This is a genomic window from Pseudomonas weihenstephanensis (genome assembly GCF_001043055.1).
Classification (GTDB): Bacteria; Pseudomonadota; Gammaproteobacteria; order Pseudomonadales; family Pseudomonadaceae; genus Aquipseudomonas; species Aquipseudomonas weihenstephanensis.
This window is the reverse complement of record NZ_JYLF01000005.1, coordinates 198,030-219,599: the sequence shown is the minus strand read 5'-3', so window position 1 is coordinate 219,599 and position 21,570 is coordinate 198,030. Positions and strand designations below refer to the sequence as shown.

Sequence of the window (21,570 nt, the reverse complement as noted above, 5' to 3'; positions counted from 1 at the left end):
CAATCAACGCCAGACTCCATTCGTTGGAAAAAGTCTAAAATAACCATTATGATAGCCTATTGCCATAGCTAGAAATAAGCCTTCGCAACTTTAGCTAAAATGACGAGCAGGGAACGCAATGAAGTTCATATACAAAAATTGTTTGGCTGACGCACTGAGAATTGATAACCGCAGCGAAAAGCTTTCTTATCTTACCTCTATTCTAAGGTCTATTTTACAAACAGCAGTAGTTAGCACTTTTGAAATAACTAAGCAGCTCACACCTCATGATGAAAGCGATTTAGCTGAACTGGCTGATCGTTTTCAGAAACCTGCAGACGGACTTCCAATTCAAATCTTAGATAATCTGATTCCCTTCGTGCGCGGCCACGTTGACAAGCAGTTCTTGACCGGATGGTATGAGCCTACGCGCAACGTTGCTACACCTCTTTCAAAATTGCTAATTGAGTGGGTAGTTTTCAGAAACAAAAGACCAGGGCACGGGGTGCTAGATGCACCAACTACAGAACTTTGGGCAGTCAATACGCAAAAAATCATCGAGGCATGTTTTCATGTATTCTCAAATTTGCTTCCGCAGGTCAATCCAGACGAATCTCTACAGATTATCAAATTAACTGGCGAGCCTAAGCTCTCAGTACCTTTAATAAGTGATGGACACGCTCTTGTGATTTTGAGCATCTCGCCGAAACAAGGTATCTGGAAGCTGCGGGGCCAGTTGTTGTCCACGACTAATGCAAAAGAAATAACTCTTGCGATTCCTGAGGACAATCCATTTTCGACGGCCAGTGTTAAATCCTCGAGTGATTACCAGCTCAGTGAAATTGTTTCAAATGGGAAAGATTATTCATTCTTCCATAATGTCCCAGTTCGACAGACTGACACTTTTGAAGGTCGTGGTGCAGAGCTTGCGCAAATTAGAGAGTGGCTGGATGATAAAGACTCTCGATACTGTTTGATTTACGGTGACGGGGGGTACGGTAAAACCACGCTCGTTATCGAGAGTTTGAATCAGTTGATGGAAAGCCAATATGACCTTGATGAGCCTCTCCCTTCAATTGTCAGCTACCACACCGCTAAAATGACGAAGTGGTCTGAGAAAGGATTGATTCACTTCACTAGCATATCTCCAGTAATGGATGAATGTATACGAGAGCTGATGCGATGCTTCCATCCTGTTTTGACCCCCGACTGGTATACAGTGTCTGGTCGTCAAATAATTGATAAAGCTCTTGGAGTTCTGAAGGCAAATAAGTTTAATCGTGATGACGTGCTTCTTGTTATTGACAATACAGAAACACTAGCCACGAGCACTCAAGAAGTCAAAGATCTTGGAGCTTTTTTTAAGCAAGTCGGCAAGTTGATTGGGCGCGTAATTATTACCTCCCGGAGGCGGGAATTTATTGAAGCCACGCCGATAATCATCGAGGGTTTATCTGAGGCTGATTGCATAAGTCTCATAAAACGACTGGCAGAAGAATATCAGGCGATTCCAATATTACAAGCCGGAGATACTAAGCTTCGAAAAGTCTCCAATCAATTAATGCGAAAGCCACTGCTTGTAGAGGCTCTCGTCAAGTACATATCCCATTCAGGACTGGGGATCGACGCGGCTGTCGAAAACTTTTTCAAAAAATCTAACGAGGATCTTCTTGAATTTTTATATGAAGACGCTTGGATTAGAATGAGCGGACTTCAGAAAGAGGTTTTGTTGGTTTTGATTCACGCTATTTCGCCGCTTGATAAATCCATTATCAGTAAAGCTTGTCAAGAAATAGGGATTCAACACGTCGAGTTTCAGCAGGGTCTTGAGGAAACTCATTTTGCAGTTTCTACCGACTATGGTCGGACATACACCATCGAGCTTGTTGATCTGGCCCGCCGCTTCTTCTTGCAGCAGTTTTCTCGCTTGACCAATGATGATAAAGAGCGCTTTAAATCAATCGCGGCAGGCATTGATAAGTATGCAGCAGAGCGCGCCCAAGTCGAGCGAGAGTATCGAGAGGATCGTATTGCTGAAGCTTTTCGTAGCGAATATGCACGTGCTGCTAAAGTTCTAACTGATAAAGGCGATATTCCTGGCGCCATTGAAATGTACGAATTAGCAATAGAGGATGACCCTTTAAACTCATCGCTTCATGATCGATTCTCTTGGGTTGTTCTCAATAAAACAACCAATATTGATTATGCAAAAACTCTTTCAGAGCGGGCGGTTAAGCTTGATGAGAACAATTGCGATGCAATCGTTGGTCTAGCGCTGGCTTTCTATCGTTTGGGTAGTCTTTCTTTAGGTGACGAAAACATCGATAAAGCAGGAACCAAAGGTAGGACAAGGTCTTTCTGCTTCCTTAGAAAGGCCATCGCTCGTTATCACCAAAGCAGAGATGAGCTAGATATCAACACGCAAATACAGCTTCTTGAAATATCTGAAGATTATCTTAATCAAGCTCAAAAACTAAACACGAATCAGGGCGCTTACAGCATAAAGTATCAGCGTGATATACAGAGATATTATCACCTGGCGCGGGGCAGACTATCTGTACTTCGCGGGAAGCGAACGAAGCTCGCAAATAGCGCAAACTAATAGGGGAAAAACAATATGGGAACCGTGGTTGAATTGAAGGTCGGTGGTATCTGTTTAGATTGGAGCAAGAACCATAAAGGCAACGACCACGGTTTTTTGTTTCAAAAAGAAGACAGAACAATTCTGACAGAATATGAACTCTCGGACGAAGAAGGGGGCGCCCCGCCAGAGGCCTTTTCACAAGAGGTGCTAAGCCGTCGTCTGGGCGATATTAAGCCTAGGCTGGACTTAGGTGGCCATACTTTAGAACAAGCTCGTTTTTTTTACGAAGAGTATGTTAAGTCAGAATTCACGGAGGGCTCTTCAGAAGAAAATTTTCTCAACTTTGATGAACTCTTGCAGTTTGTTAGAGGAACTCCACTTTCTGAGCTAGATGCTACCTACCACTGGGATCATTACAAAAGCCCGGAGAAAGTCAAAGGCCGTTTCTCAGACGAAGTTTTTAAATCGCGTATTCCAGGTTATAGTTTTGTTCACGATGCTTACTCCGAGGTCACATATTATGGTGGACTGCTTGGTTTTTTTCCTCCTTACATGCTACTCAGGGTTTTAGCCGAGTGCGACTCTAATCTGGATACTAATGTTACGTGGGAATTTGGCTCTCTGGTTGAAAACGGATGGGCTTATGATGAGGATTTTGTTGCCGGGGCTCCGCGTATTCAGCGATTTATGATTGCTACCGAGGGAACTTCTGATGCGCATATTCTTAAGCATGCGTTCTCATTGCTACGTCCATACGTGTCGGATTTCTTCGACTTCATTGATGTAACTGAGAGACACCCATTTCCCGGAACTGGGAATTTAATTAAGTTTGCCGAGGGACTCGTGCGGATTGATATCCAGAATCGAGTTCTGTTTGTCTTCGACAATGATGCGGAGGGATATGAGGCTTATCAAAAAACCTTAGCCTTATCACTTCCGCCAAATGTGCGGGCGCTAATTCTGCCTCAGCTGACTGACTTTAATGAGTTTCCTTGCCTTGGCCCAGAAGGGCTTAATAATTCCAATATTAATGGGCGCGCAGCTGCAATTGAGTGTTATCTTGATCTAAATATTAAGGATTATCCACCAGCAAAAGTTATCTGGACAAACTTAAAAAGAGATCCAAACATTTATCAGGGGGCGCTTGAGTATAAAGATAGCTATACAAAGCATTTTTTTGCACAACAGATAAATCCCAAGTCGGAAAATAATTATGACTTAAGCAAGCTCAGTCGAGTGCTTGACGCAATAATTATGGAGGCGAGCACGATAGCTATTTCGTGTCGGTAAAATCATTTGTCTGAGTCATGATCAGAACCTCGGCAGTGATTCGGTTCTGTAGCAGACGGAGCCCACCGTCGGTTTTTTAGGTAAAGAGTTTGAATAAGTAATCTATGAGCTCTGAATCGATACCAGGTATACACACATGATGACCGCTTCTGGCCGGTAGCAGCCTGTCCGGAATAGTCTCTTTCGGACATTTTCAACCTCTTATGAAGGTGAAACTGGTTCGAATTGTGCATCTGCTATTGCCGTTCTGGTAACTATCATCTTGGCCGCATTTGGATCACTTTGTAGGCTTAACAATCTCCCCAACTCTCCGATACACCTTCTTGGTAATCTCCTCAGTGGAGTGCCCCAGCAAGCGGCTTGCGTGCGTTAGCTCGATCTCGCTGGCTGCTTTGGGGCGGATATCCTTGAACTGAAACTGCCTAATACTAGCAGCAAGTGCTGAATCACCATCCGCAGCAGCTTTGATAGCAGCTTTCTCCCTAGCATCGTCCCACCGGTTGCGTAGCATCTGCTGGCTCATACGCAGCCCCGACGAGTTAGTTATCAGCGTCGAAGTTTTAACCCCGTTAATAGCGCGTCGTTCCAGCAAGTTATCAATAAAGGTGCTCAGTCCGGATTGGACGCCTGCATCTTCCAAACGAAGGCGCAAGCGCTTTTCAGTTTTGCCCTGTCCGATTAGCAAAAAACCATTGTTCAGATCAGTTGCCGCGATTTTGAGTACATCGGCCGGACGTTGCCCAGTCAGATATGCCATGTCCATTGCATCTTTCAGTTCCTGCACCGCCTCGGTGTATACCGCGTTCCACACGATTTCACCCGCGTAATAGTCTCGCGGTTTCTCCTTATTGCGGCGAACACCAAAGCAAGGGTTAGCCTTATCTGTGAGACCCCATTCCCGTGCAATGGTGAACGCATGGGAGAGTAGGGCGATCTCGCGGTTAGCCCTGACCTTGGCTGTTCTTGCGTCACGGTACTGGGCTACAACCTGAGGCGTAATCGATTCGATGGGAGCGTTTTCAAATGCTCGTCGCAGTTGCTTAAGTTCTTTGTGATTGTCGGACTGAGTGCGGATTGATTTGCCGGGGATGATTTCTTTCTCGTACCGGTCAAACAGGTAAGTCATCAGATGATTGGGTTTCGGAGGTGCCTTTCGTTCAAGCCTGGCCCACTCAACTTTTGCTTGGTCGAGATCCGTGCCCAGAGGTATCTCTTTTCGCTTTCCGGCTGCGTCCCTGCCGTTGTAGTAGTACGACACCCATATTTTTCCGGTCGCACCTTTTCTTATGCGGCGGATCATTCGCGGTGGAAGATCTAGGTTTGCCGTGTTTTTTTTACGCATGGGGGTCAACTAACCTTCGACAAGTCGAGGGTCCAGACTTCGGCCTCAACATTCCCGGCTACAGGCTTAACGCCTGCCAGCTTCATTCGGGCATATAACCGACCAACAATTGGGCGACGAGCACCAGTCAGGACAAACTCCCAGCGGTTTTCGACTAGCCAATGGATATGTTTGGATGGGATTTGATAGCCGGTAATGGTTGCCAGCTCTTCATCAGTAAGCGTTTCACTTTGAAATGCCATCATGCGGCTCTCCCGGGGCTCGTGCCTCTCGGCTCCCGATTTTCTGGCTAAAGCGTGCTGTGCATGCATGTGCTGTGTACCTCGTTAAAACCCGCCGCAGGGATCGTTGGTGAGAGGCCCGCGGCGGGATGGTGCGGGTGGTTATTTACAAAGTGGCTTCGTACAGCGGTACTTCGCTGATGGCTGCTTGGATTTTGTCGCGCACCGCGTTGTAGGCTTCTTCAAGTACCTTGTCCGGGCGCACCAGTTCGAACCACATCATCAAGCGGCCGTCCTGGATGCGATAACGGAATCGCGCAGGCACGCAGAAGGCATCACCGCCAAGGAAGGGTTTCACTGCAATGAAGAACTGCTCAGGAATGCGCAACTGGCCAGCTTCGCCAGCACGGCCGTCGATTTCTTCGTTGTACGTGAGTTGCACTTGGCCGTTGTCGAGGCGGGTGCCTTGGCGGAAGGTGATGTTTTTCTTGGCTTCAAGGGTGCGGCTGATTTCCAGCATATCCGCTGCACCTGGTGCATTCTGTTCGTTGGCAGGCTGGGTGATGTCCCACACGTTTTCTTCAATAAATTCAGCGAAGGTCGCTTGATCCATGCGCTTACGGTCGTATTCCTTCCAGCGGCCCCATTCAACAGTGGTCGGGCAACGATAGGTTGCGACGTGTTCCAGCCAAGCAGGGCTCTCGGGCTGGTGGTAGTCAATGACTGCTGAGAAAGTGCGACCTTCCGGGCCGTTGCAGAACACAGCCGTCGCCGAAGTGGCGAAGCGATTCACGTAGTCGATGAACGACTCAGCATCCAGCACGGTGAGTTTTTGTTTGGCGCGGGTCGGCGCGGGTAACAAGTGCTCAAGGCTTTTGAGTGCTACATCGTTCGGGAGCAGCGCGATGGGTGCGGCCAACCCAGGGTGATCGACGGGCTTGCCGAGGGACTGAGCGTAGCTGAACAGCTGTTGTAGGGCTTGTTGCATTGGATGTGCTCCAGTGGGTAATACAAATGGTGAGAGGCGAGAGGTGTTTACTGACTGACTTGGCGCAGAACTTCGGGTTTTTCTTCACCCACAGTTCGAAGCGCTAGGTCTTGTTGGCGTGGGTCGCGGCGAGTGAGGTTGCCCTCAGGCGTCAGGAAGAACAGCGACGTACCGCGCGACAAGGCAGGCTCTTTGGCTTTGACGTCTGCCTTGATGGTCATCTGGCCGTTGCCATCGGGTTTGTAGGTGAGCTTGATGGTCAGCTCGCCACCTTTCCCGGTCAGGCGAATGGCGTCGATCAAGCTGTGCTGGGTTTCGCTAAGTTCATCCAGTAGCCCGCCAGCTTCGATGTCGCGCAGGGTGTCGATAAATGGACGTGATTTGCTCATGTGCTGTGCCTCATTACGTTGGTTGCTATGGCCCCCGAGAGTCAGGGGAATACTTAGGCGGCTTGGTTTGGCGCTTGCGCGTCTAGATAAGCTGCCAACATGTGCAGGTACACCACCGGCTTTGCTCTGCTTGAGCGGTGCAGGCGGGTGACCTTAAGTGCAATGCGCCCGGCTTTAATCTCGCTGAGCAGGTAACGATCTGTTCTGATGTGCGTGAAGTAGCGTTCGCGTACAGCCGTCAGGCTGGGGCAGGGAGTGGCGAACTCCCGGCGCAGTTGGTCGAGTGTGTCGCTCACGCTACATCCTCCCCGCACCCCTCTTGTTGGGGCAGCAACTTGAGGCGAATCAGCTCGGCCAGACCCTCTTGGGTTTTTCCCATTGCTGCGGCGCAAATGTTGCCTTTGCTATCAGCGATAACAGCGCCATATGGGTACTCCGGGCAGCGTGTAGGCGTTACGTAAGCGGTTTGGCCTTCAAGGATTACGGCATCTACGCGGCGAAAGACTTCGGCCAACTCGGCAGTGACAGCCGGAAGCGCTTCAAGCATGGCGACCGCTTCTGCTGATGCGCCAATCAGCGTGGCACGGCTGATGATGGCCGGGTTGTTGACGAAAATCGGGACCAGTTTCAGGGCACCGATCGCTTGAGTAATTGCGTTCTGTTTCATGCGGCGGCGTCCTTAGTCACTGGTTTTAGGGCTATGCCCAATTGCGTGCTCAACCACTTCACACCTGGCTCTTTCACCATCACCACCGCGTAATAGCTAAAGGTGTTGATGTTCGCGTTCCAGCGACTGCGGGTGTCTACGTAGAGATAACCCTGGTCGCGGTGCTTGGTGGCCAGCTCACCGTTTTGGGTCAAAATGCCAAGTTCACGCAGCCGGGTACGAAAGGCGCGTGGTTTTAAGCCGAGCAGGGCGGCAGTAGCGTCCAGGGTTCGGTTCATGTGGGCGCTCCTTAAGCCGCTGCGCGAGTGCACAAGGCAGTGAAGATTTCGTCCAGTTGGCCTGTCAACTCTTCAATCGATTCGTCGTTGTGAAGTACGAGGTCGTTGTCGTGGATGGCAATGCCGGACTCGCTGATGTGTGAGTTCACATCGGGGGCGTCTTCACGCAGCAGGTGAATAACCAAGCCCCCTTTTTCGCGGACGAAAGCGGCTTCGTTTTCAAAGCGCAGGTCGCTAATCACAAAGCCGCTGGCTACGTCGTTGGCTTGCCCGAGCAGCGCAAGGTTTTGCTCGGCCAGCCACACCCACAAATCCGGGTGTATTTGGTCACGGCCCCACTCTGTACCCAGCGATTGCATCAACTCACGTGCTGAGCGGCCTAACCAACCGACAGGCTGCTCTTTGTGCTCGTCGTCAAAGTCACGCTCAGTCAGGTTGAGGATGGTCATCAAGCCTTCGCGCAGAGGGTCTGCAAATGCGTAGGTTTGAAAGTTGTGGGTGCTGGCCAAGTGCATTGCTGCGGTTGTTTTACCCGAGCGGGCAAGGCCTGCCAGTCCAATCAGTACCTGTTTCATGCTGCATCACCTACGGTTGGGCCGAAAGTTTCAGCGTGTTGAGCAGCCTGGGTGATTCGGGCTGGACTGGAGGTAGTGACCGGTAGCCTTGCAGGGCTTTGAATGGCACCAACAAGGGGGCGGCTGGTACTGGCTACCGGGTGTGTGCAACCTCGGCTGCGGGTGGTGCTGTGCTGTGTCGTCTGCATGGCTCGTACTCTTGGTGAGAGGGCGAGACAAACAATACGTGTTTATTTGTTATAAGGTCAACAGTAAATCTTGTAAATATTTTCTTGAGTTAACAAAAAACCCGCGCTTGGCGGGTTCTTTAGGGGTGGGCAGGCTTATCGCAGCACTGAATACCAAAATACTCGACCGAGTATCTCAATGTTTTCGGCTTTGATTCGCTCGTCCGAATACTCTTCATCAGGGTGCTCGTCTCGGTTGAAGCTTCGCATCCTTAAGCCACCAATTGGGAGCCTGTAGAGCATCCGAACTCTGAGCTGGTTGTTGTGGCGTAATGCAAAAAGGTCTCCATCCCGAACAGAGGTCTTTCCTTTGTCGATACCTACTGTATTTCCGTCAGGTATCACGGGCTCCATGCTATTACCTGTGACTGATGCGCAAATTATGTTTGCAGGATCGACCCCCATTTCTTGCAGGGTGGTTTTGCTTATGCCGAGCTTTACTTTGCCGTGCTCTTGTAATGCTGTCCGTCCAGACCCGTTCGACAGTTCTACTTCTTTAAGCAAGGGGACCTCTACTTCATCAGCAAGTGGAGTTTTTTCATCCCATATCAAAATTGGCTCAGCAATCAGCTTGGCATTCGCAAGGCTTTCAATGTTCTGTGGTGAATGACGCCATTGATCGCTCAAAACATCAGGCGGGAGATTAAGAGCCTGGGCAATAGCAATGGCATGTCTGGAAGTCTGTGATTTTCCCTTTTCGAACGCGGCATAAGACTGCTGCGTTAGCCTTTTTGACGGCGGCAAGAGCGCCGTCACCCTGCTGGCGACGTCTTCTTGTGTCAATTGAAGCTCTTCGCGGCGAGCCTTAAAAAGTAAGGCTAGGCGGCTAGGTACGGGGGTAGTTTCTGTCATTGCTGGAGGCTACAAAAACATTTGTAATCTTTCAAACGTAAAAACACGTTGAGAGATAACAAGTTTTGTTGTAATTTGCCCGCGTACTTTCCGTTCAGAGGTTGTTATGAGCATTTCCGATTCCATGCGAGAGGCACTTGCGAAAGCTATCGACTTGGCAGGTGGTCAGACCGCATTCGCGTTGCTTGTTTCAACCGAAGACCGACCTGTATCCCAGCAGCTTGTTTCCTACTGGTACAGAAAAGGAGAAATACCAGCTGAGCTAGTTTTACGAGTAGAGCTGCTTACAGGTGTTTCGCGTGAAGACTTGCGGCCAGATGTTTTTTGCACACCTGACGACCTTCAGCCTGTTCATGCAGCTTGAAATAAGACGTCGACCCAAAACCTCTCACCAAAGAAATGTCAGGTCGATGGGGCAATACAGCAGTACATCAACAGCGTTCAAAAAGGGTGCTGGACCGGAGCCTCTCACCAAAGATCCTCCGGTCCAGCTACGACGATACACAGCACATGTACATCGGTCGTGGTCGTAGGATAGGGCGTGCCCTGCTTTATGGCTACACCGTAAAAGGGGTTTTTACGGTTATGAGTCGCATCGATCTATTGCCGGACGCTGGTCCGGTACTTTCATTGCGTCACGCGCTGTATCGCGCAGGGCGTTCCTATAAGGGTGGTGTCACCGCATTAGCTTTCGCGATGGTGATCGACAATGACGCCCTGCAAAAGAAACTCAAACTTGACGAAGAGCGCCGCTGGCTGACACCGGATGAGCTGGAAGAGGTGATTCGCCTCACCGCTGATCCTCGTTTGCTTGATGCGTTGGTGCGTCCAGCCGGGGCCGTTTGGTACAAACCAACGCCAGTGCCTGCTACCAAGGAAGCCTTGAAAGCAGTAGGGAAGTTACTGGCTGAGTCCGGTGAGTTTGTGTCGTGCATGCACGAAGGCGTGGCCGACGCAGTCTGGGAAGCACACGAAGTCGCCATTCTAGAAAAACGTGGCATGGACGTTATCCGCGAGGTGTTGGGCATCATGACCGGCGCACGTCAGGCAATGGAGGATCGCGACAATGGCTGATGACGTCGATCTGGCTAACGACTATGCGGATGAGTTTTTGCAGCGTGCTCTAGCGCGGTGCGCTCTTGAAAAGCGTCAACGTGAAGCAAATGCCACGTCCAGTACGGGGTTTTGTGTGGATTGCGACGACGCCATTCCGCTGCTTCGGCAACAGGCAGTCCAGGGTTGTGAAACCTGCATCTCCTGCGAAGAGTTGCGGGAGCGCCGTAGATGACTGACCGCAATCAGGCTGTACCGATGGCGACATGGGCACGACGCTACATTGACACCTTCAACTTGGCACTTGTTGCCATCGAGCCCGGCGAAAAGGCCCCAAAGGGGGTGGGCTGGAATAAACCCGGTGGTTACATCACCGATGCGAGCGCCGCTGAGGCGTTTTGGGCAGCAAACCCAATGCATAACCTTGGCGTAGTGCTTGGCCCAAGCCGCGTGTGCTCATTGGATGTGGACGATGTTCAGTGGACGCGTCACGTCTTGTACGAGCTGTTAGGTCTGGATCTGGATGCAATGGCGCTGGTTTACCCGACGGTTGTGGGTAACCCGGCGCGTTTTCGTATCCTGTTTCAGGTGCCGGATGGAATAGACCTCACCCGTCACTCCCTGGCATGGCCCAATGAAAACGACCCTGATGGGTCGATTTTTAAAGGACTAATCTCCAAAGCCAAAGCAGCCAAAGAGGCGGGCGATCTGGTTGGCGAAGCCGCCGCGCGCGACGAAGCTGAGCCCTACAAGCGTTTTACCGTCTTCGAATTGCGTGCGGGTTTGGTGCAAGACGTGTTGCCGCCCTCCATTCATCCCGGTACCGGCAAACCATATACCTGGCGCACACCACCTTCCGCTGAAGGGTTGCCAGTGCTGACCAGCGACTTGCTGAATATTTGGCAGGGCTGGGACATTTTTAAGCGTGACGCCGAGTCTGCTTGCCCTTGGGCGCCGAAGGCTGAAAAGCCTAAACCCAAGTCGACCAAGGCACCTGTGCAGGTTTCCGGCAACCGGCCCTCGGTAATTGATGAGTTCAACCGCTGCCATGATGTTGAAGAGCTGCTGCGCGCGCACGGCTACATTAAGCGCGGTAGCAAATGGCTCTATCCGCAGAGCAGCACCGGCTTGCCAGGCATCACTATTACCGATGACAAACTCTACTCGCACCACGGCGCTGATCCGCTGGCCAATGGTCACCAGAACGATGCGTTTGAGGTGTTTTGTCTGCTTGAGCACGGCGGCGATCAATCCAAAGCGGTCAAAGATGCGGCGCGGATGTTGGGGATGCAGCAATCATCCCGGCCATCACCTGCGGATCTTCCCCCGACCCCATCTGAGGATGCCAGCGGGCCGGGCGAATTGATGCCTGCCAGCGCGGCGGCTCCTGCACCTGAGGGGGGCGGGGGGAGTGAGTGGACGGCTGACCGAGTCTTCCAACGCTTTGCCTTGATCGAGGGCAAGACCGCCGTTTTCGACATGTTCAAGCGCGTCATTATCAAAAAGCCTGCGTTTGAGTTGCTGGTCACCAAAGTGTTGGCCAAGGACTGGTTTGAGTCCGGTCAGAAAAAGGTCATTGCCGATGACATGGCTGAGCGCCAAGCCAACAAAGCCAAAGCAGAGGCCAAGTTTAAGCAGGTGTCGGGGGAGGGCATGAGTCCGACCGAGCGTTATGTCTATATAGACGGCACCAAAGACTCCTGGGACATCAAGTGTCGTCGCCGAGTCCCGGAAGGTGCCATGCGTATGGCCTTGGGCGACGCTTATGCCATGTGGTTGAACAGCCCTGATCGCCGCACTGTGGACATGGAACATATCGTGTTCGACCCACGTATGACCAAAGACCCCGAGGTGTACATCAATACCTTTGAGGGGCTGCCTTTGGTGCCCCTCAATGAGCCGAATAAATGCCGCACCCTGCGCTCGCTGTTCAGCTTCTTGTGCAACCACGACGAAGCGGCAACCGACTGGCTGATTAAATGGCTGGCTTATCCGCTGCAAAACATCGGTGCCAAGATGGACACCGCCGTGTTGCTGCACTCCACGATGGAAGGCAGCGGCAAGAGTTTGTTGCTGAGCGACATCATGGGTGCTGTTTACGGTGAGTATGCGGCCACGGTAGGGCAGTCGCAGTTGGAATCAAGCTGGACGGTGTGGCAGTCAAACAAGTTGTACGGCGTGTTTGAGGAAGTTGTCAGTCGCGATCAGCGATACAACCAGGTGGGCAAGATCAAACACATGGTCACCGGCAAAACGGTACGCATGGAGTCCAAGTTTGTGAACGGTTGGGAAGAAGCCAACCACATGAATGCGGTGTTCCTTTCCAACGAGATTATGCCGTGGCCGATTGGTGAGAATGACCGGCGCATGTTGGTGGTCTGGCCCAAGGAAACTTTGGGGCCTGAGGATCAAGAGCGGGTTAAGTGTGAGTTGGCCAACGAGGGTATCCCTGCGCTGTATGACTACCTGCTCAGCTATGACCTGGGTGATTTCGATCAGCGCACCCGACCGCCCAACACTGAGGCCCGTCAGCGCTTGGTGGACTTGAGTATGGCGAGTTGGCAAACCTTTCTGCGTGAATGGCGCAATGGCCTGTTGGGGGCGCCGTTCAGCGTGTGCGTCAGCAGTGATCTGTACGCGTTATTTTTGGAGTGGTGCCACCGCAACAAGGAACACACCTTAAGTCATACCAAGTTCAGTGGGTTCATCTCCACGGAAGTGGACAAGATTCAGGGTAAGCCTTGGATGGATGGCTCGCGGCGATCCTTTGGCACCTTCTTCTTCCCGTGGTCTGGCATTGATCCGGCACCTTCCCCGCCCCCATCTGTGTCAGCGGCCGGGCTAGGGGCGGCAGTTACCACTTGGCGCGAAGCGGCCAAGGCCGGTGGCTGGAGTGTCGGTAGTTGGGAGCACGTGAAGTTCGGGCAACGACAGGACAGCGCAGCATGACGGCTCATTGTGTGTGGGGTGTGTTGACGGTGTGGCGGGTTAGAACCACCAACCTGACACAGCTACAGGCCACGTCTTTAAAGGCTTTCGGGGTCAGTGTGTCAGGTGTGGCGGGTTTCTCGCACATGTGGGCGTGTGTACATGTGCAATCAGTCAAAGGTTGATGTTCGTTAATTATTTCTTGTACGTGAGAAGAAACCCAACACACCTGACACACCCAACACATAGAGCATTAAGGCTATGTTTTTAAAGGTTTTTTAGTGTGTTAGGTGTGTGTCAGGTTGGTTCTTTTCTGTGTCAGGTTGGTTTTTCAGGGAGTAGATGGGGATGATTCAGCAAATCGAAGAACTGATGCAGCATTGGGGCGAGCAGCACTGCCACGTTGGCGAGGCCGGTGGCTTGGGCAGCCCAATGGCGACGATCATGCAATACGGCGGATGCGCCCCTCGGGGCACAGCAGGTTCACGGCATCTGTTGGTGGGAGCGGGCGCAGGCATGGATCACATCGCATGCGAAGTGGCAGCCGCCGTTGCCGAGTTGGCCCGCCAGTCCACCAAAGGCCAGCAACTGGCCAAGCTGGCAAGACTGCGTTATCTGCATCAGCCAGCCATGCCGCGACGTGAGCAAATGCGACTGCTCGACATTACCGAGGGGGCAGACCAAACGTATCGCAACTGGGTGAAGCGGTTGCATCAACAAGTGATGTTGATCCTCACCGTTCGAAGTGGCACCACACGGGGCTACACCCGGCGCAGCGGCAGCCAAGCAACCAACCTGACCCGCGCAACGGTGCTGGGCCAAGCTGGTTAAGCGTGACCGCTCGTCGGGGTTACTTACCTCAAACCTGCGTCAAAGTTGCGTCAAAGTGAGTAGAGCAGAATGACCGAAAAACACCTATTTTCGGTTTTACCGAACAGGGGTAAAACGTCCCCACGATATGAATTCTGCGCCTAAGCGCTACCCGAGCACGTGCTGTGCATCTCGCCCTGGCATACACCAGCGCACTGAAAACCCTGCCCACCCCGGCGGGGTTTTCTTTTTTCAGCACCCGCGTTGTTCTATTGATTGAGGCTAAACATGACAACAGAGCAACAAGCGTTAGCTGATATGCCGATCTGGTTAGTGATCGCACTGTCCATGATCGGTGGTGTGTCCGGTGAGATGTGGCGAGCAGACAAGGACGGTGCCCGGGGTTGGTCATTGGTGCGGCGGTTGGTGTTGCGCTCCGGTGCCTGCGTCGTGTGCGGCTTGTCTACCATGATGCTGCTGCACGTCAACGGCGTTTCACTCTGGGCGTCTTCGGCACTGGGCTGCCTCACGGCAATGGCCGGAGCGGATGTCGCCATCGGCCTTTATGAGCGCTGGGCCGCCAAGCGCCTGGGCGTTTGTGACGTACCCACCCCAACAGATCGCTCGGAATAATCCTCTGATGTTCCAAACCTGCCGGGGACCCTGGGGAATATCCACGGGTACGGGGCAGGAAACCCGCGGGAAATCGTTAGCCGCTGGGCTGTCAGCTTATTGAAATTCAATCCATTGAAATTGAAAGGCTTGCATTGAAAAGCCGTAGAAAAGGAGGGCTTGTGACAGACCCCATCTTTCTGTCGAAGAGCGCCTTTGCGGCTCACATCGGCAAGGCGCCGAGTTACATCACCTGGCTTAAAGACAACAACCGGTTGGTGCTGTCGGATGACGGCAAGCGGGTGAATGTCGACGCCACCGTCGCATTGATTCGTGACACCGCCGACCCCAGCAAGGCCGCCGTCGCAGCCCGGCATCAAGCGGATCGTGTGCAGCGCGACGTCACCAGCCAGCTATCCCCGCTGGTCGAATCCACGCCGAGCATGGCTGCGCCGCAGCCCGCAATCGGCCCGGCCGGTAAGCAACCTGACTTCCAAAAGGCCCGAGCCCACCGCGAGTACTACCTGGCGCAGTTGGCGGAGGCGGAATTCCACAAAGTGCAGGGCTCGCATGTCGAGCTGGAAGCCGTGAAAACCGGCGCCTTCAACGCGGGCCGTTTGCTGCGCGATCAACTGCTGGGCATGCCACCGCAACTGGCCCCCGAGTTGGCAGTCATGACCGACCCGTGGGAAATCGAACGCCGCCTCACCGCTGCGATCCGCGCTTCGCTGGAAGACGCCGAGCGCATGTCCTCGGCTGACCTGGTTCACGCCCTCAACCACAAGAGTTAACCCATGCACACGGAAATCCCGAACGGTGCAGAGGTGTACCGCGAGGCGTATTTCCGTGGGCTACGGCCTGACCCGTCGCTGTGGGTCGACCAGTGGGCCGACGAATACATGCGCATCCCGCGTGACACCGGCGCCGCCGAGCCCGGCCAGTACCGCACCTCGCGTACGCCTTATGCACGCGAGCCCATGCGCTGCCTGTCACCGGCTCACCCCTGCAAACGCGTGGTCACGATGGTGGCTTCGCAGTTGATGAAAACCCAGATCGCGCTGAACTGGATCGGCGGCCTGATCCACATGGTGCCGTCCAACATCCTGACCCTGCTGCCGAGCCTGAGCCTGGCCAAGCGGGTGTCGTCGCGTATCGGCAAGACCATCAAGGCCACGCCGGTGCTGCGCGAACGCGTGGCGGCGACCCGTTCACGTGACTCGCGCAACACGATGGACACCAAGGAATTCGAAGGCGGCTCACTGTACGTCACCACCGCCGGCTCTGCGGCCAACTTGGCCGAGCTGTCGGCGCGCTACATTTACGGCGACGAGATCGACCGCTGGGATGTGGACGTGGGCGAAGAGGGCGACCCCATCGAGCTGGCCGAAACCCGGGGCAGTACCTTCGGCCGAAACGCCAAGTTCTACTTCTCCAGCTCGCCCACGATCAAGGGCGCGTCGCGCATCGCCGACCTGTTTGAAACCAGCGACCAGCGCTACTACTACGTGCCATGCCCGCACTGCGACTACATGCAAATTTTGGAGTGGGAAAACCTGCATTACTCTGCCGACTACCGCGTGGTGCATTACCAGTGCTCGGGGCCGGATTGTGACGTGCTGATCGAAGAGCACCACAAGGGCCTGATGCTGGCCCGTGGCGAATGGCGCTCCCACGCGCAGGGCGACGGCGAAACCATCGGCTTTCACCTCAACGCCCTGTATTCACCGCTCGGCTGGATGGACTGGCCATCACTGGCCAAGCAGTTTGAAAAGGCCAAGAAGGCGCAGAGCCGGGGCGACCTTGAGCCTATGCAGGTGTTCTACAACACCCGTCTGGCCAAGGTTTGGGACAGCGCTCAGGAACAAACCAAAGCCGAAGTTCTGATGAAGCGCGCCCGCCTTGAACCCTACGGCCTCGGCGCAATGGTCCATCGCGTGCTGATGCTCACGGCCTCGGTCGACGTGCAAGCCAACCGCCTGGAGCTGATGGTGATGGGTTGGGGCGTGGGCATGGAACGCTGGATCGTCGACTTCCAGATCATCTGGGGCGACCCGGCGGACGAACGCACCTGGGTCGTGCTCGATGACAAACTCAAGGTGCGTTACCCGCATCCATGCGGCGTCGGCTTGGGCATTCTCGCCACCGCCGTCGACTCCGGCGGCCATCATACCGACGAGGTCTACCAGTTTTGCCGCGTGCGCCGGTGGCGCAACATCTTCGCCATCAAGGGCGCGAGCAAACCGGGGAAACCGGTGATCGCGCAACGCCCGTCGATGGTCGACGTGACCTGGAAAGGCCAGACCGAACGCAACGGCGCCGAGCTGTGGTTTGTCGGCACCGACACCGCCAAGGACTGGATCTACAACCGCTACCCGTTTGAAGACGGGCCGGGCGCCTTGCACTTTGCCAACGACTTGCCGGACGAATTCTTCGACCAGTGCGTGGCCGAGCGCAAAGTGACGCGGTACGTGCGCGGACACAAGCGCGTCGAGTGGGTGAAGGGCAAAGCCGAGCGCAACGAAGCCCTCGACCTGATGGTGTACAACCTGGCGATGGCGCATTACCTGGGCCTGAACCGCTACAAGGAACACGACTGGGAACGCATCCGCCAAGCCCTGGCCCAGGCCGGTTTATTTGATGAAAAACCGGTACACGCTGAACGCCTTGCCGCGCCGGTTGCTGCAGCGTCCATGCAACTAGCGGTGGAAACGGCTCCACCCGAAGCACCGCCGGTTGTACAACCGCAGCCGATAGCACGACCTCCACAACGTCGCAGCTCCACCAGTGGCTACTTGAAGCGCCGTTGAAATTAAAGGATCTCGATCACGGGTGTGATGAGCTTGGCGCCGACGGCGATTTCTTCGGCCAGCAGGCTTTTGAGCGTTTCCTTGCTGCCTTCTTTCATGGTTTCTGCGATCCGCTCGCGGATTGAGTGGCCGTGGGTGAGGCAGTGCGGCATGGCTTTGAGCACCTCAAACCCTTTGACCGTCAGCACTGCCCCTGTCACTTGGGCCGTGGGGATGACTTCGCCGCTCAAAAAACCGGAGCCGATCAGCCAGCGGACCGTAGCCAGGAAGAATTGTGCGTCGTGGTCCGCCAGTTCCAGCAGGCAATCATCCTCGTCTGCTGCGCACGAGGCGGGTGTCATGAGTTTGGCGGCGATCAAGTCACAGGGCATTGGAAAGTGGGTATACAGCTCATCAAAAACTTTGCCAGTCAGGTCGTTGAATTTATCGAGATTGGAAACTGACATGTCGCAAAACTCCGATCAAAAAGTGCTGAGCATGAAGAAGGTCAAAGCGCTGACTGAATCGTAGCCGGTTCAGCCAACTCGGCCCTACTGTGTCCCATATACCAGCCCGCGTCACCTCAACCCAAGAGCAGCCCCTATGTCCTTTACCCAAAAGCACCTCGACGCCGTTGAGTCGGCCATCGCGCGTGGCGAGAAAACCGTGCGCTACGCCGACCGCACCGTGGAGTACCGCACGGTTGATGAGCTGCTCAAGGCGCGCGACCAAATCCGCAGTTCGCTGGTCGCCGCCACGGGGCCGCGCTCGCGGGTGATCCGGCTGTATCACGCAGGCAAGGGGCTTTAAATGGCGCGCCAGTATCCAACCCTGACCCGCAACGGCTTCCTGTTGCCCGAGCGGATCAAAGCCAGTTACGAAGGGGCCGGTGAGGGCAGGCGCTCGGCCAGTTGGGACGCGCCGGACATCGGCATCAACAGCCTCAACACTCCGGCCTTGCGCAACTTGCGTGCCCGTTCGCGCTCGGCGGTGCGCAACGATCCGTACGCGTTTAACGTCATCGACAAACGCGTCAGCAACCTGATCGGTACCGGCATCACCCCTCGGCCCAAAACTGAAGACGACGCCCTGCGCAAACGTCAACAAGACCTGTGGGACGACTGGGTCGACGAATCAGACGCCGATGGCCTGACCGACTTCTACGGCCAGCAGGCGCTGATTGCCCGCACCGTGGAAACGGCCGGTGAGTGTTTTGTGCGCCTGCGGCCTCGCGGTCTGGACGAGGATCTGGCAGTGCCGTTGCAGCTCCAGGTGCTGGCCCCGGAGTTTGTACCGCACGACAAATTCGAACCATGCAAAAACGGCAACAGTATCCGCGCCGGTATCGAGTTCAATCCGGCGCACAAGCGCGTGGCGTATCACATGTACCGCGTCCACCCACGCGATGCCTCGTCGCTTAACGCCTGTTACAACCAACTGGTGCGCGTCCCGGCCGAGCAGGTGCTGCACATCTTCGAACCGGTCGAGCCCGGCCAGTTGCGCGGGGTGCCGCGTTTGGCGCCGGTGCTCAAACGCCTGCGCAGTCTCGACAATTACGACGACGCGGTACTGTTTCGCCAAGAGGTGGCCAATCTGTTCGCTGGCTTCATCTCGCGGCCACCGCCCGAAGCCTCGCAACAACCGCGCGACCCAGTCACCGGCCAGCTGCTAACCGAAGACCGCGATGGCTTCACCCCGATGGTCGCGCTGGAGCCCGGCACCATGCAGGAACTGGGGCCGGGCGAAGAGGTGGAGTTCTCCAAACCACCGGACGCGGGCAACAACTACCCGGACTTTATGCGCCAACAACTGATGGCCGCAGCCGCCGGGACCGGCACGCCGTACGAAATTCTAACCGGCGACATGCGCGAGGTTAATGACCGGGCGTTACGGGTGGTGCTCAACGAGTTCCGCCGTCGCCTGGAGCAGCTCCAATTCGGCGTGTACGTGCACCAACTCTGCCGCCCGGTGCGGGCTGCGTGGCTGGACATGGCCGTGCTCGCCGGGCGCCTGACGCTTGTCGACTACGCGCAACGGCGCCGCGAATACCTGCGCACCCGTTGGGTGCCGCAAGGCTGGGCCTACATCCAGCCGGTGCAAGACATTCAGGCGCGAATGATGGAAGTCAACGCGGGCTTCAACTCCCGTAGCGAAATGGTCCTGCGTCAGGGCTACGACGCCGAAACCGTCGACGAAGAAAACGCCGCTGACCAAAAACGCGCCCGCGAGCTGGGCCTCAATTACAAAACGCTCGTCGAGCTGCCCACCGAACCGGCCGACAAGGAGACGCCATGAACAGGCTACGCATTTTCAACAAGGCCGGTGACCCACCGCTGCCGCAGGACAAACACTGGTACAGCCTCAAGGCCAGTGGCGAGGCCGAAGCCCGCAGCATCGAGGTCTACGTTTATGGCGAGATCGGCACCTGGGGCATCACCGCCAACCAGTTTGTGCGCGATCTGGCGGCGCTCGATGACGGTGTGTCGCCCATCGTCGTGGCCTTTAACAGCATCGGCGGCGACCTGTTCGACGGCCTGGCGATTCACAACGCGCTGTCGCGGTTGGGCGAGCGCTGCACCGGGCGTGTCGATGCGCTGGCAGCCAGCGCGGCCAGTGTCGCGGTGTGTGGCGCACACAAGGTGGTGATCGCTTCCAATGCCATGCTGATGATCCACAACCCGTGGACCTACGCGGCAGGCGATGCCGAGGATTTGCGCAAGGTCGCCACCGCCCTGGATCAGGCGCTGGAAGTCATCATCGCCGCCTACAAGGCCAAGTCGCCCAACATCGACGAGGTCGAGCTACGGCGCTTGGTTAATGCCGAAACGTGGCTCACCGCAAGTGAAGCGGTGGCCTTGGGGCTGGCCGATGAAGTGGGCGAGGGCGTCACCGTCAAAGCTTGTCTGGGGCAGGGCGGCGCATTGCAGCGTTATCAGCATGCGCCGCAAGCCTTGTTGGCTCAGTTGGAGGAACCGCCAGAACAGCCGCCAGAACCGGAGCCTGAACCAGAACCCGGAAAACCGCCCATCGTTGACTCGGCCGCATTGGCTTTGTTGATCACCCAGAGCTGCAACACCGCCGGCATCAGCAACCTGATCGAACCCATCATCAACACCACCAAGCTGGTCGACGAAGCCACGGTCAATGCCGCAATCAGCAACGCCAAGGCCGTGCGCGACCTGTGCGTGGCGGCGCGGCTGCCGGAGTTCACTCAACAGTTCGTGGCGTCCGGGCTGACCGCCGAAGCGGTGCGCGGTCGTCTGTTCGACAAGCTGGTCAGTGGCGGCGGGTTTGAGATCGACAACAGCCTGCCGATCAACGACGACCCGGCGCCCAAAACCCAGGCCAAACAACCTGACACCAACGCGATCTACGCGGCCCGTCGCGCCGCCCAGACAGGGGTAAAAGCATGACCATCAAACACGAGCCGATTCACGCGGGCGAATTCTTGCTCTCCGAAGGCGCGGGCAACATCTCGCGCGAAGCCATAAACGTGGCCGCTGGCCCGGCCCTGAACCCCGGCCAAGTGCTGGGTCTGGTTACGGCCTCGGGCGAGTTCGCGCCGTACGTGCCGACTGCCGAAGACGGCAGCCAGACCGCTGTCGCCATTTTGTATGGCCCGCTGGGCGAGTCCGACATCGTACGGCGTGGCCGTGCGGTGGTGCGCTTGGCCGAAGTCAGTGAAGCGCACCTGACCGGCCTCGACCCCGAGGGCGAAAAGTCGCTGGGCGAGCATTTTGTGATCGTGCGCTAAGTACTTGATTTATTAATCGCGACTTGTTTCAGAATGTTTCCGGTGATTGTGCGGTCATTATTCCCATATTTGAGAGATTAATGATGCCAAACGTTTTTTAACGAATGCTTATCACTGGATTTATCGGTTTATATGGTGAAAAAAGCTGGCAGACAATTCCTATACTGCGGGCGGCGTCCGTAACCTTGGGCAGCACTAAAAATCGGAGTGATTTGCGGTGCTGCCCAAGAGTGAG

At 55.0% G+C, this 21,570-nt stretch carries 24 protein-coding genes; 14 read left to right on the top strand and 10 right to left on the bottom strand.

Going from position 1 to position 21,570, the window contains the following annotated elements; genetic code table 11:
• The first annotated feature begins 118 nt into the window (after positions 1 to 118).
• Together TU86_RS14150 and TU86_RS14145 are read left to right on the top strand one after the other, a co-directional pair.
• Complete coding sequence (locus TU86_RS14150) at positions 119 to 2,581, top strand: tetratricopeptide repeat protein (protein ID WP_048364935.1); 2,463 nt, start codon at positions 119 to 121, stop codon at positions 2,579 to 2,581.
• Positions 2,582 to 2,596: 15 nt separating this feature from the next.
• On the top strand, positions 2,597 to 3,853 hold the full coding sequence (locus tag TU86_RS14145) for a HEPN/Toprim-associated domain-containing protein (RefSeq protein ID WP_048364934.1): 1,257 nt from the start codon (positions 2,597 to 2,599) through the stop codon (positions 3,851 to 3,853).
• Positions 3,854 to 4,130: 277 nt separating this feature from the next.
• Here TU86_RS14145 and TU86_RS14140 read toward each other — a convergent pair whose 3' ends face one another.
• The 9 genes from TU86_RS14140 to TU86_RS14100 form a co-directional block, all read right to left on the bottom strand.
• Entirely contained in the window at positions 4,131 to 5,195 is a 1,065-nt protein-coding gene (locus TU86_RS14140) for a phage integrase (protein ID WP_048364933.1), read from the bottom strand.
• A 5-nt stretch (positions 5,196 to 5,200) separates the two neighbouring features.
• The gene (locus TU86_RS14135) at positions 5,201 to 5,437 is read right to left on the bottom strand and encodes a DUF4224 domain-containing protein (protein WP_048365108.1); all 237 of its coding nucleotides are present in this window, start codon (positions 5,435 to 5,437) and stop codon (positions 5,201 to 5,203) included.
• A 145-nt stretch (positions 5,438 to 5,582) separates the two neighbouring features.
• Positions 5,583 to 6,404 carry a YfdQ family protein gene (locus tag TU86_RS14130; protein WP_048364932.1) on the bottom strand — a complete coding sequence of 274 codons (822 nt, stop codon included), beginning with the start codon at positions 6,402 to 6,404 and terminating at the stop codon, positions 5,583 to 5,585.
• Positions 6,405 to 6,451: 47 nt separating this feature from the next.
• On the bottom strand, positions 6,452 to 6,793 hold the full coding sequence (locus TU86_RS14125) for a hypothetical protein (protein WP_048364931.1): 342 nt from the start codon (positions 6,791 to 6,793) through the stop codon (positions 6,452 to 6,454).
• A 53-nt stretch (positions 6,794 to 6,846) separates the two neighbouring features.
• Positions 6,847 to 7,089 carry a pyocin activator PrtN family protein gene (locus TU86_RS14120; protein WP_047275447.1) on the bottom strand — a complete coding sequence of 81 codons (243 nt, stop codon included), beginning with the start codon at positions 7,087 to 7,089 and terminating at the stop codon, positions 6,847 to 6,849.
• Entirely contained in the window at positions 7,086 to 7,460 is a 375-nt protein-coding gene (locus tag TU86_RS14115) for a hypothetical protein (protein WP_048364930.1), read from the bottom strand. Before TU86_RS14115 ends, TU86_RS14120 begins: the two co-directional genes overlap by 4 nt.
• Positions 7,457 to 7,738 (bottom strand): hypothetical protein, encoded by a 282-nt coding sequence (locus TU86_RS14110; protein ID WP_048364929.1) that lies wholly within the window; start codon positions 7,736 to 7,738, stop codon positions 7,457 to 7,459. Before TU86_RS14110 ends, TU86_RS14115 begins: the two co-directional genes overlap by 4 nt.
• Positions 7,739 to 7,749: 11 nt before the next feature.
• A complete protein-coding gene (locus TU86_RS14105) occupies positions 7,750 to 8,313 on the bottom strand; it encodes a deoxynucleotide monophosphate kinase family protein (RefSeq protein ID WP_048364928.1) in 564 nt (187 codons plus the stop codon).
• 323 nt (positions 8,314 to 8,636) lie between these two features.
• Positions 8,637 to 9,392, bottom strand: a complete 756-nt coding sequence (locus TU86_RS14100) for a LexA family transcriptional regulator (protein WP_053076031.1) — start codon at positions 9,390 to 9,392, stop codon at positions 8,637 to 8,639.
• A 106-nt stretch (positions 9,393 to 9,498) separates the two neighbouring features.
• Here TU86_RS14100 and TU86_RS22520 point away from each other — a divergent pair, with 106 nt between their 5' ends.
• The 8 genes from TU86_RS22520 to TU86_RS14065 all read left to right on the top strand — a co-directional run bounded on the left by TU86_RS22520 (position 9,499) and on the right by TU86_RS14065 (position 17,602).
• Positions 9,499 to 9,756, top strand: coding sequence for a transcriptional regulator (locus TU86_RS22520; protein WP_082152889.1), 258 nt, complete (start codon positions 9,499 to 9,501; stop codon positions 9,754 to 9,756).
• 221 nt (positions 9,757 to 9,977) lie between these two features.
• On the top strand, positions 9,978 to 10,466 hold the full coding sequence (locus TU86_RS14095; protein ID WP_048364927.1) for a phage regulatory CII family protein: 489 nt from the start codon (positions 9,978 to 9,980) through the stop codon (positions 10,464 to 10,466).
• Positions 10,459 to 10,680, top strand: coding sequence for a TraR/DksA C4-type zinc finger protein (locus tag TU86_RS14090; RefSeq protein WP_048364926.1), 222 nt, complete (start codon positions 10,459 to 10,461; stop codon positions 10,678 to 10,680). Before TU86_RS14095 ends, TU86_RS14090 begins: the two co-directional genes overlap by 8 nt.
• On the top strand, positions 10,677 to 13,394 hold the full coding sequence (locus TU86_RS14085; RefSeq protein WP_048364925.1) for a DUF5906 domain-containing protein: 2,718 nt from the start codon (positions 10,677 to 10,679) through the stop codon (positions 13,392 to 13,394). The genes TU86_RS14090 and TU86_RS14085 overlap by 4 nt, the downstream gene beginning before the upstream one ends.
• Before the next feature lie 327 nt (positions 13,395 to 13,721).
• The gene (locus TU86_RS14080) at positions 13,722 to 14,204 is read left to right on the top strand and encodes a hypothetical protein (RefSeq protein ID WP_048364924.1); all 483 of its coding nucleotides are present in this window, start codon (positions 13,722 to 13,724) and stop codon (positions 14,202 to 14,204) included.
• A gap of 267 nt (positions 14,205 to 14,471) precedes the next feature.
• Positions 14,472 to 14,816 carry a phage holin family protein gene (locus TU86_RS14075; protein ID WP_048364923.1) on the top strand — a complete coding sequence of 115 codons (345 nt, stop codon included), beginning with the start codon at positions 14,472 to 14,474 and terminating at the stop codon, positions 14,814 to 14,816.
• A 161-nt stretch (positions 14,817 to 14,977) separates the two neighbouring features.
• A complete protein-coding gene (locus TU86_RS14070; RefSeq protein ID WP_048364922.1) occupies positions 14,978 to 15,586 on the top strand; it encodes a hypothetical protein in 609 nt (202 codons plus the stop codon).
• Positions 15,587 to 15,589: 3 nt separating this feature from the next.
• Complete coding sequence (locus TU86_RS14065; RefSeq protein ID WP_048364921.1) at positions 15,590 to 17,602, top strand: phage terminase large subunit family protein; 2,013 nt, start codon at positions 15,590 to 15,592, stop codon at positions 17,600 to 17,602.
• A 2-nt stretch (positions 17,603 to 17,604) separates the two neighbouring features.
• Here TU86_RS14065 and TU86_RS14060 read toward each other — a convergent pair whose 3' ends face one another.
• Positions 17,605 to 18,048, bottom strand: a complete 444-nt coding sequence (locus TU86_RS14060; protein WP_048364920.1) for a hypothetical protein — start codon at positions 18,046 to 18,048, stop codon at positions 17,605 to 17,607.
• Positions 18,049 to 18,184: 136 nt separating this feature from the next.
• Here TU86_RS14060 and TU86_RS14055 point away from each other — a divergent pair, with 136 nt between their 5' ends.
• Genes TU86_RS14055 through TU86_RS14040 form a run of 4 tightly spaced genes read left to right on the top strand, consistent with a single transcriptional unit; the run spans position 18,185 to position 21,335 of the window.
• Positions 18,185 to 18,391, top strand: a complete 207-nt coding sequence (locus TU86_RS14055; protein ID WP_047275423.1) for a phage head-tail joining protein — start codon at positions 18,185 to 18,187, stop codon at positions 18,389 to 18,391.
• Positions 18,392 to 19,876, top strand: a complete 1,485-nt coding sequence (locus TU86_RS14050; protein WP_048364919.1) for a phage portal protein — start codon at positions 18,392 to 18,394, stop codon at positions 19,874 to 19,876.
• Positions 19,873 to 20,994 carry a head maturation protease, ClpP-related gene (locus TU86_RS14045; RefSeq protein WP_048364918.1) on the top strand — a complete coding sequence of 374 codons (1,122 nt, stop codon included), beginning with the start codon at positions 19,873 to 19,875 and terminating at the stop codon, positions 20,992 to 20,994. The genes TU86_RS14050 and TU86_RS14045 overlap by 4 nt, the downstream gene beginning before the upstream one ends.
• Positions 20,991 to 21,335 carry a head decoration protein gene (locus TU86_RS14040; RefSeq protein WP_048364917.1) on the top strand — a complete coding sequence of 115 codons (345 nt, stop codon included), beginning with the start codon at positions 20,991 to 20,993 and terminating at the stop codon, positions 21,333 to 21,335. Before TU86_RS14045 ends, TU86_RS14040 begins: the two co-directional genes overlap by 4 nt.
• Positions 21,336 to 21,570: the final 235 nt, after the last annotated feature.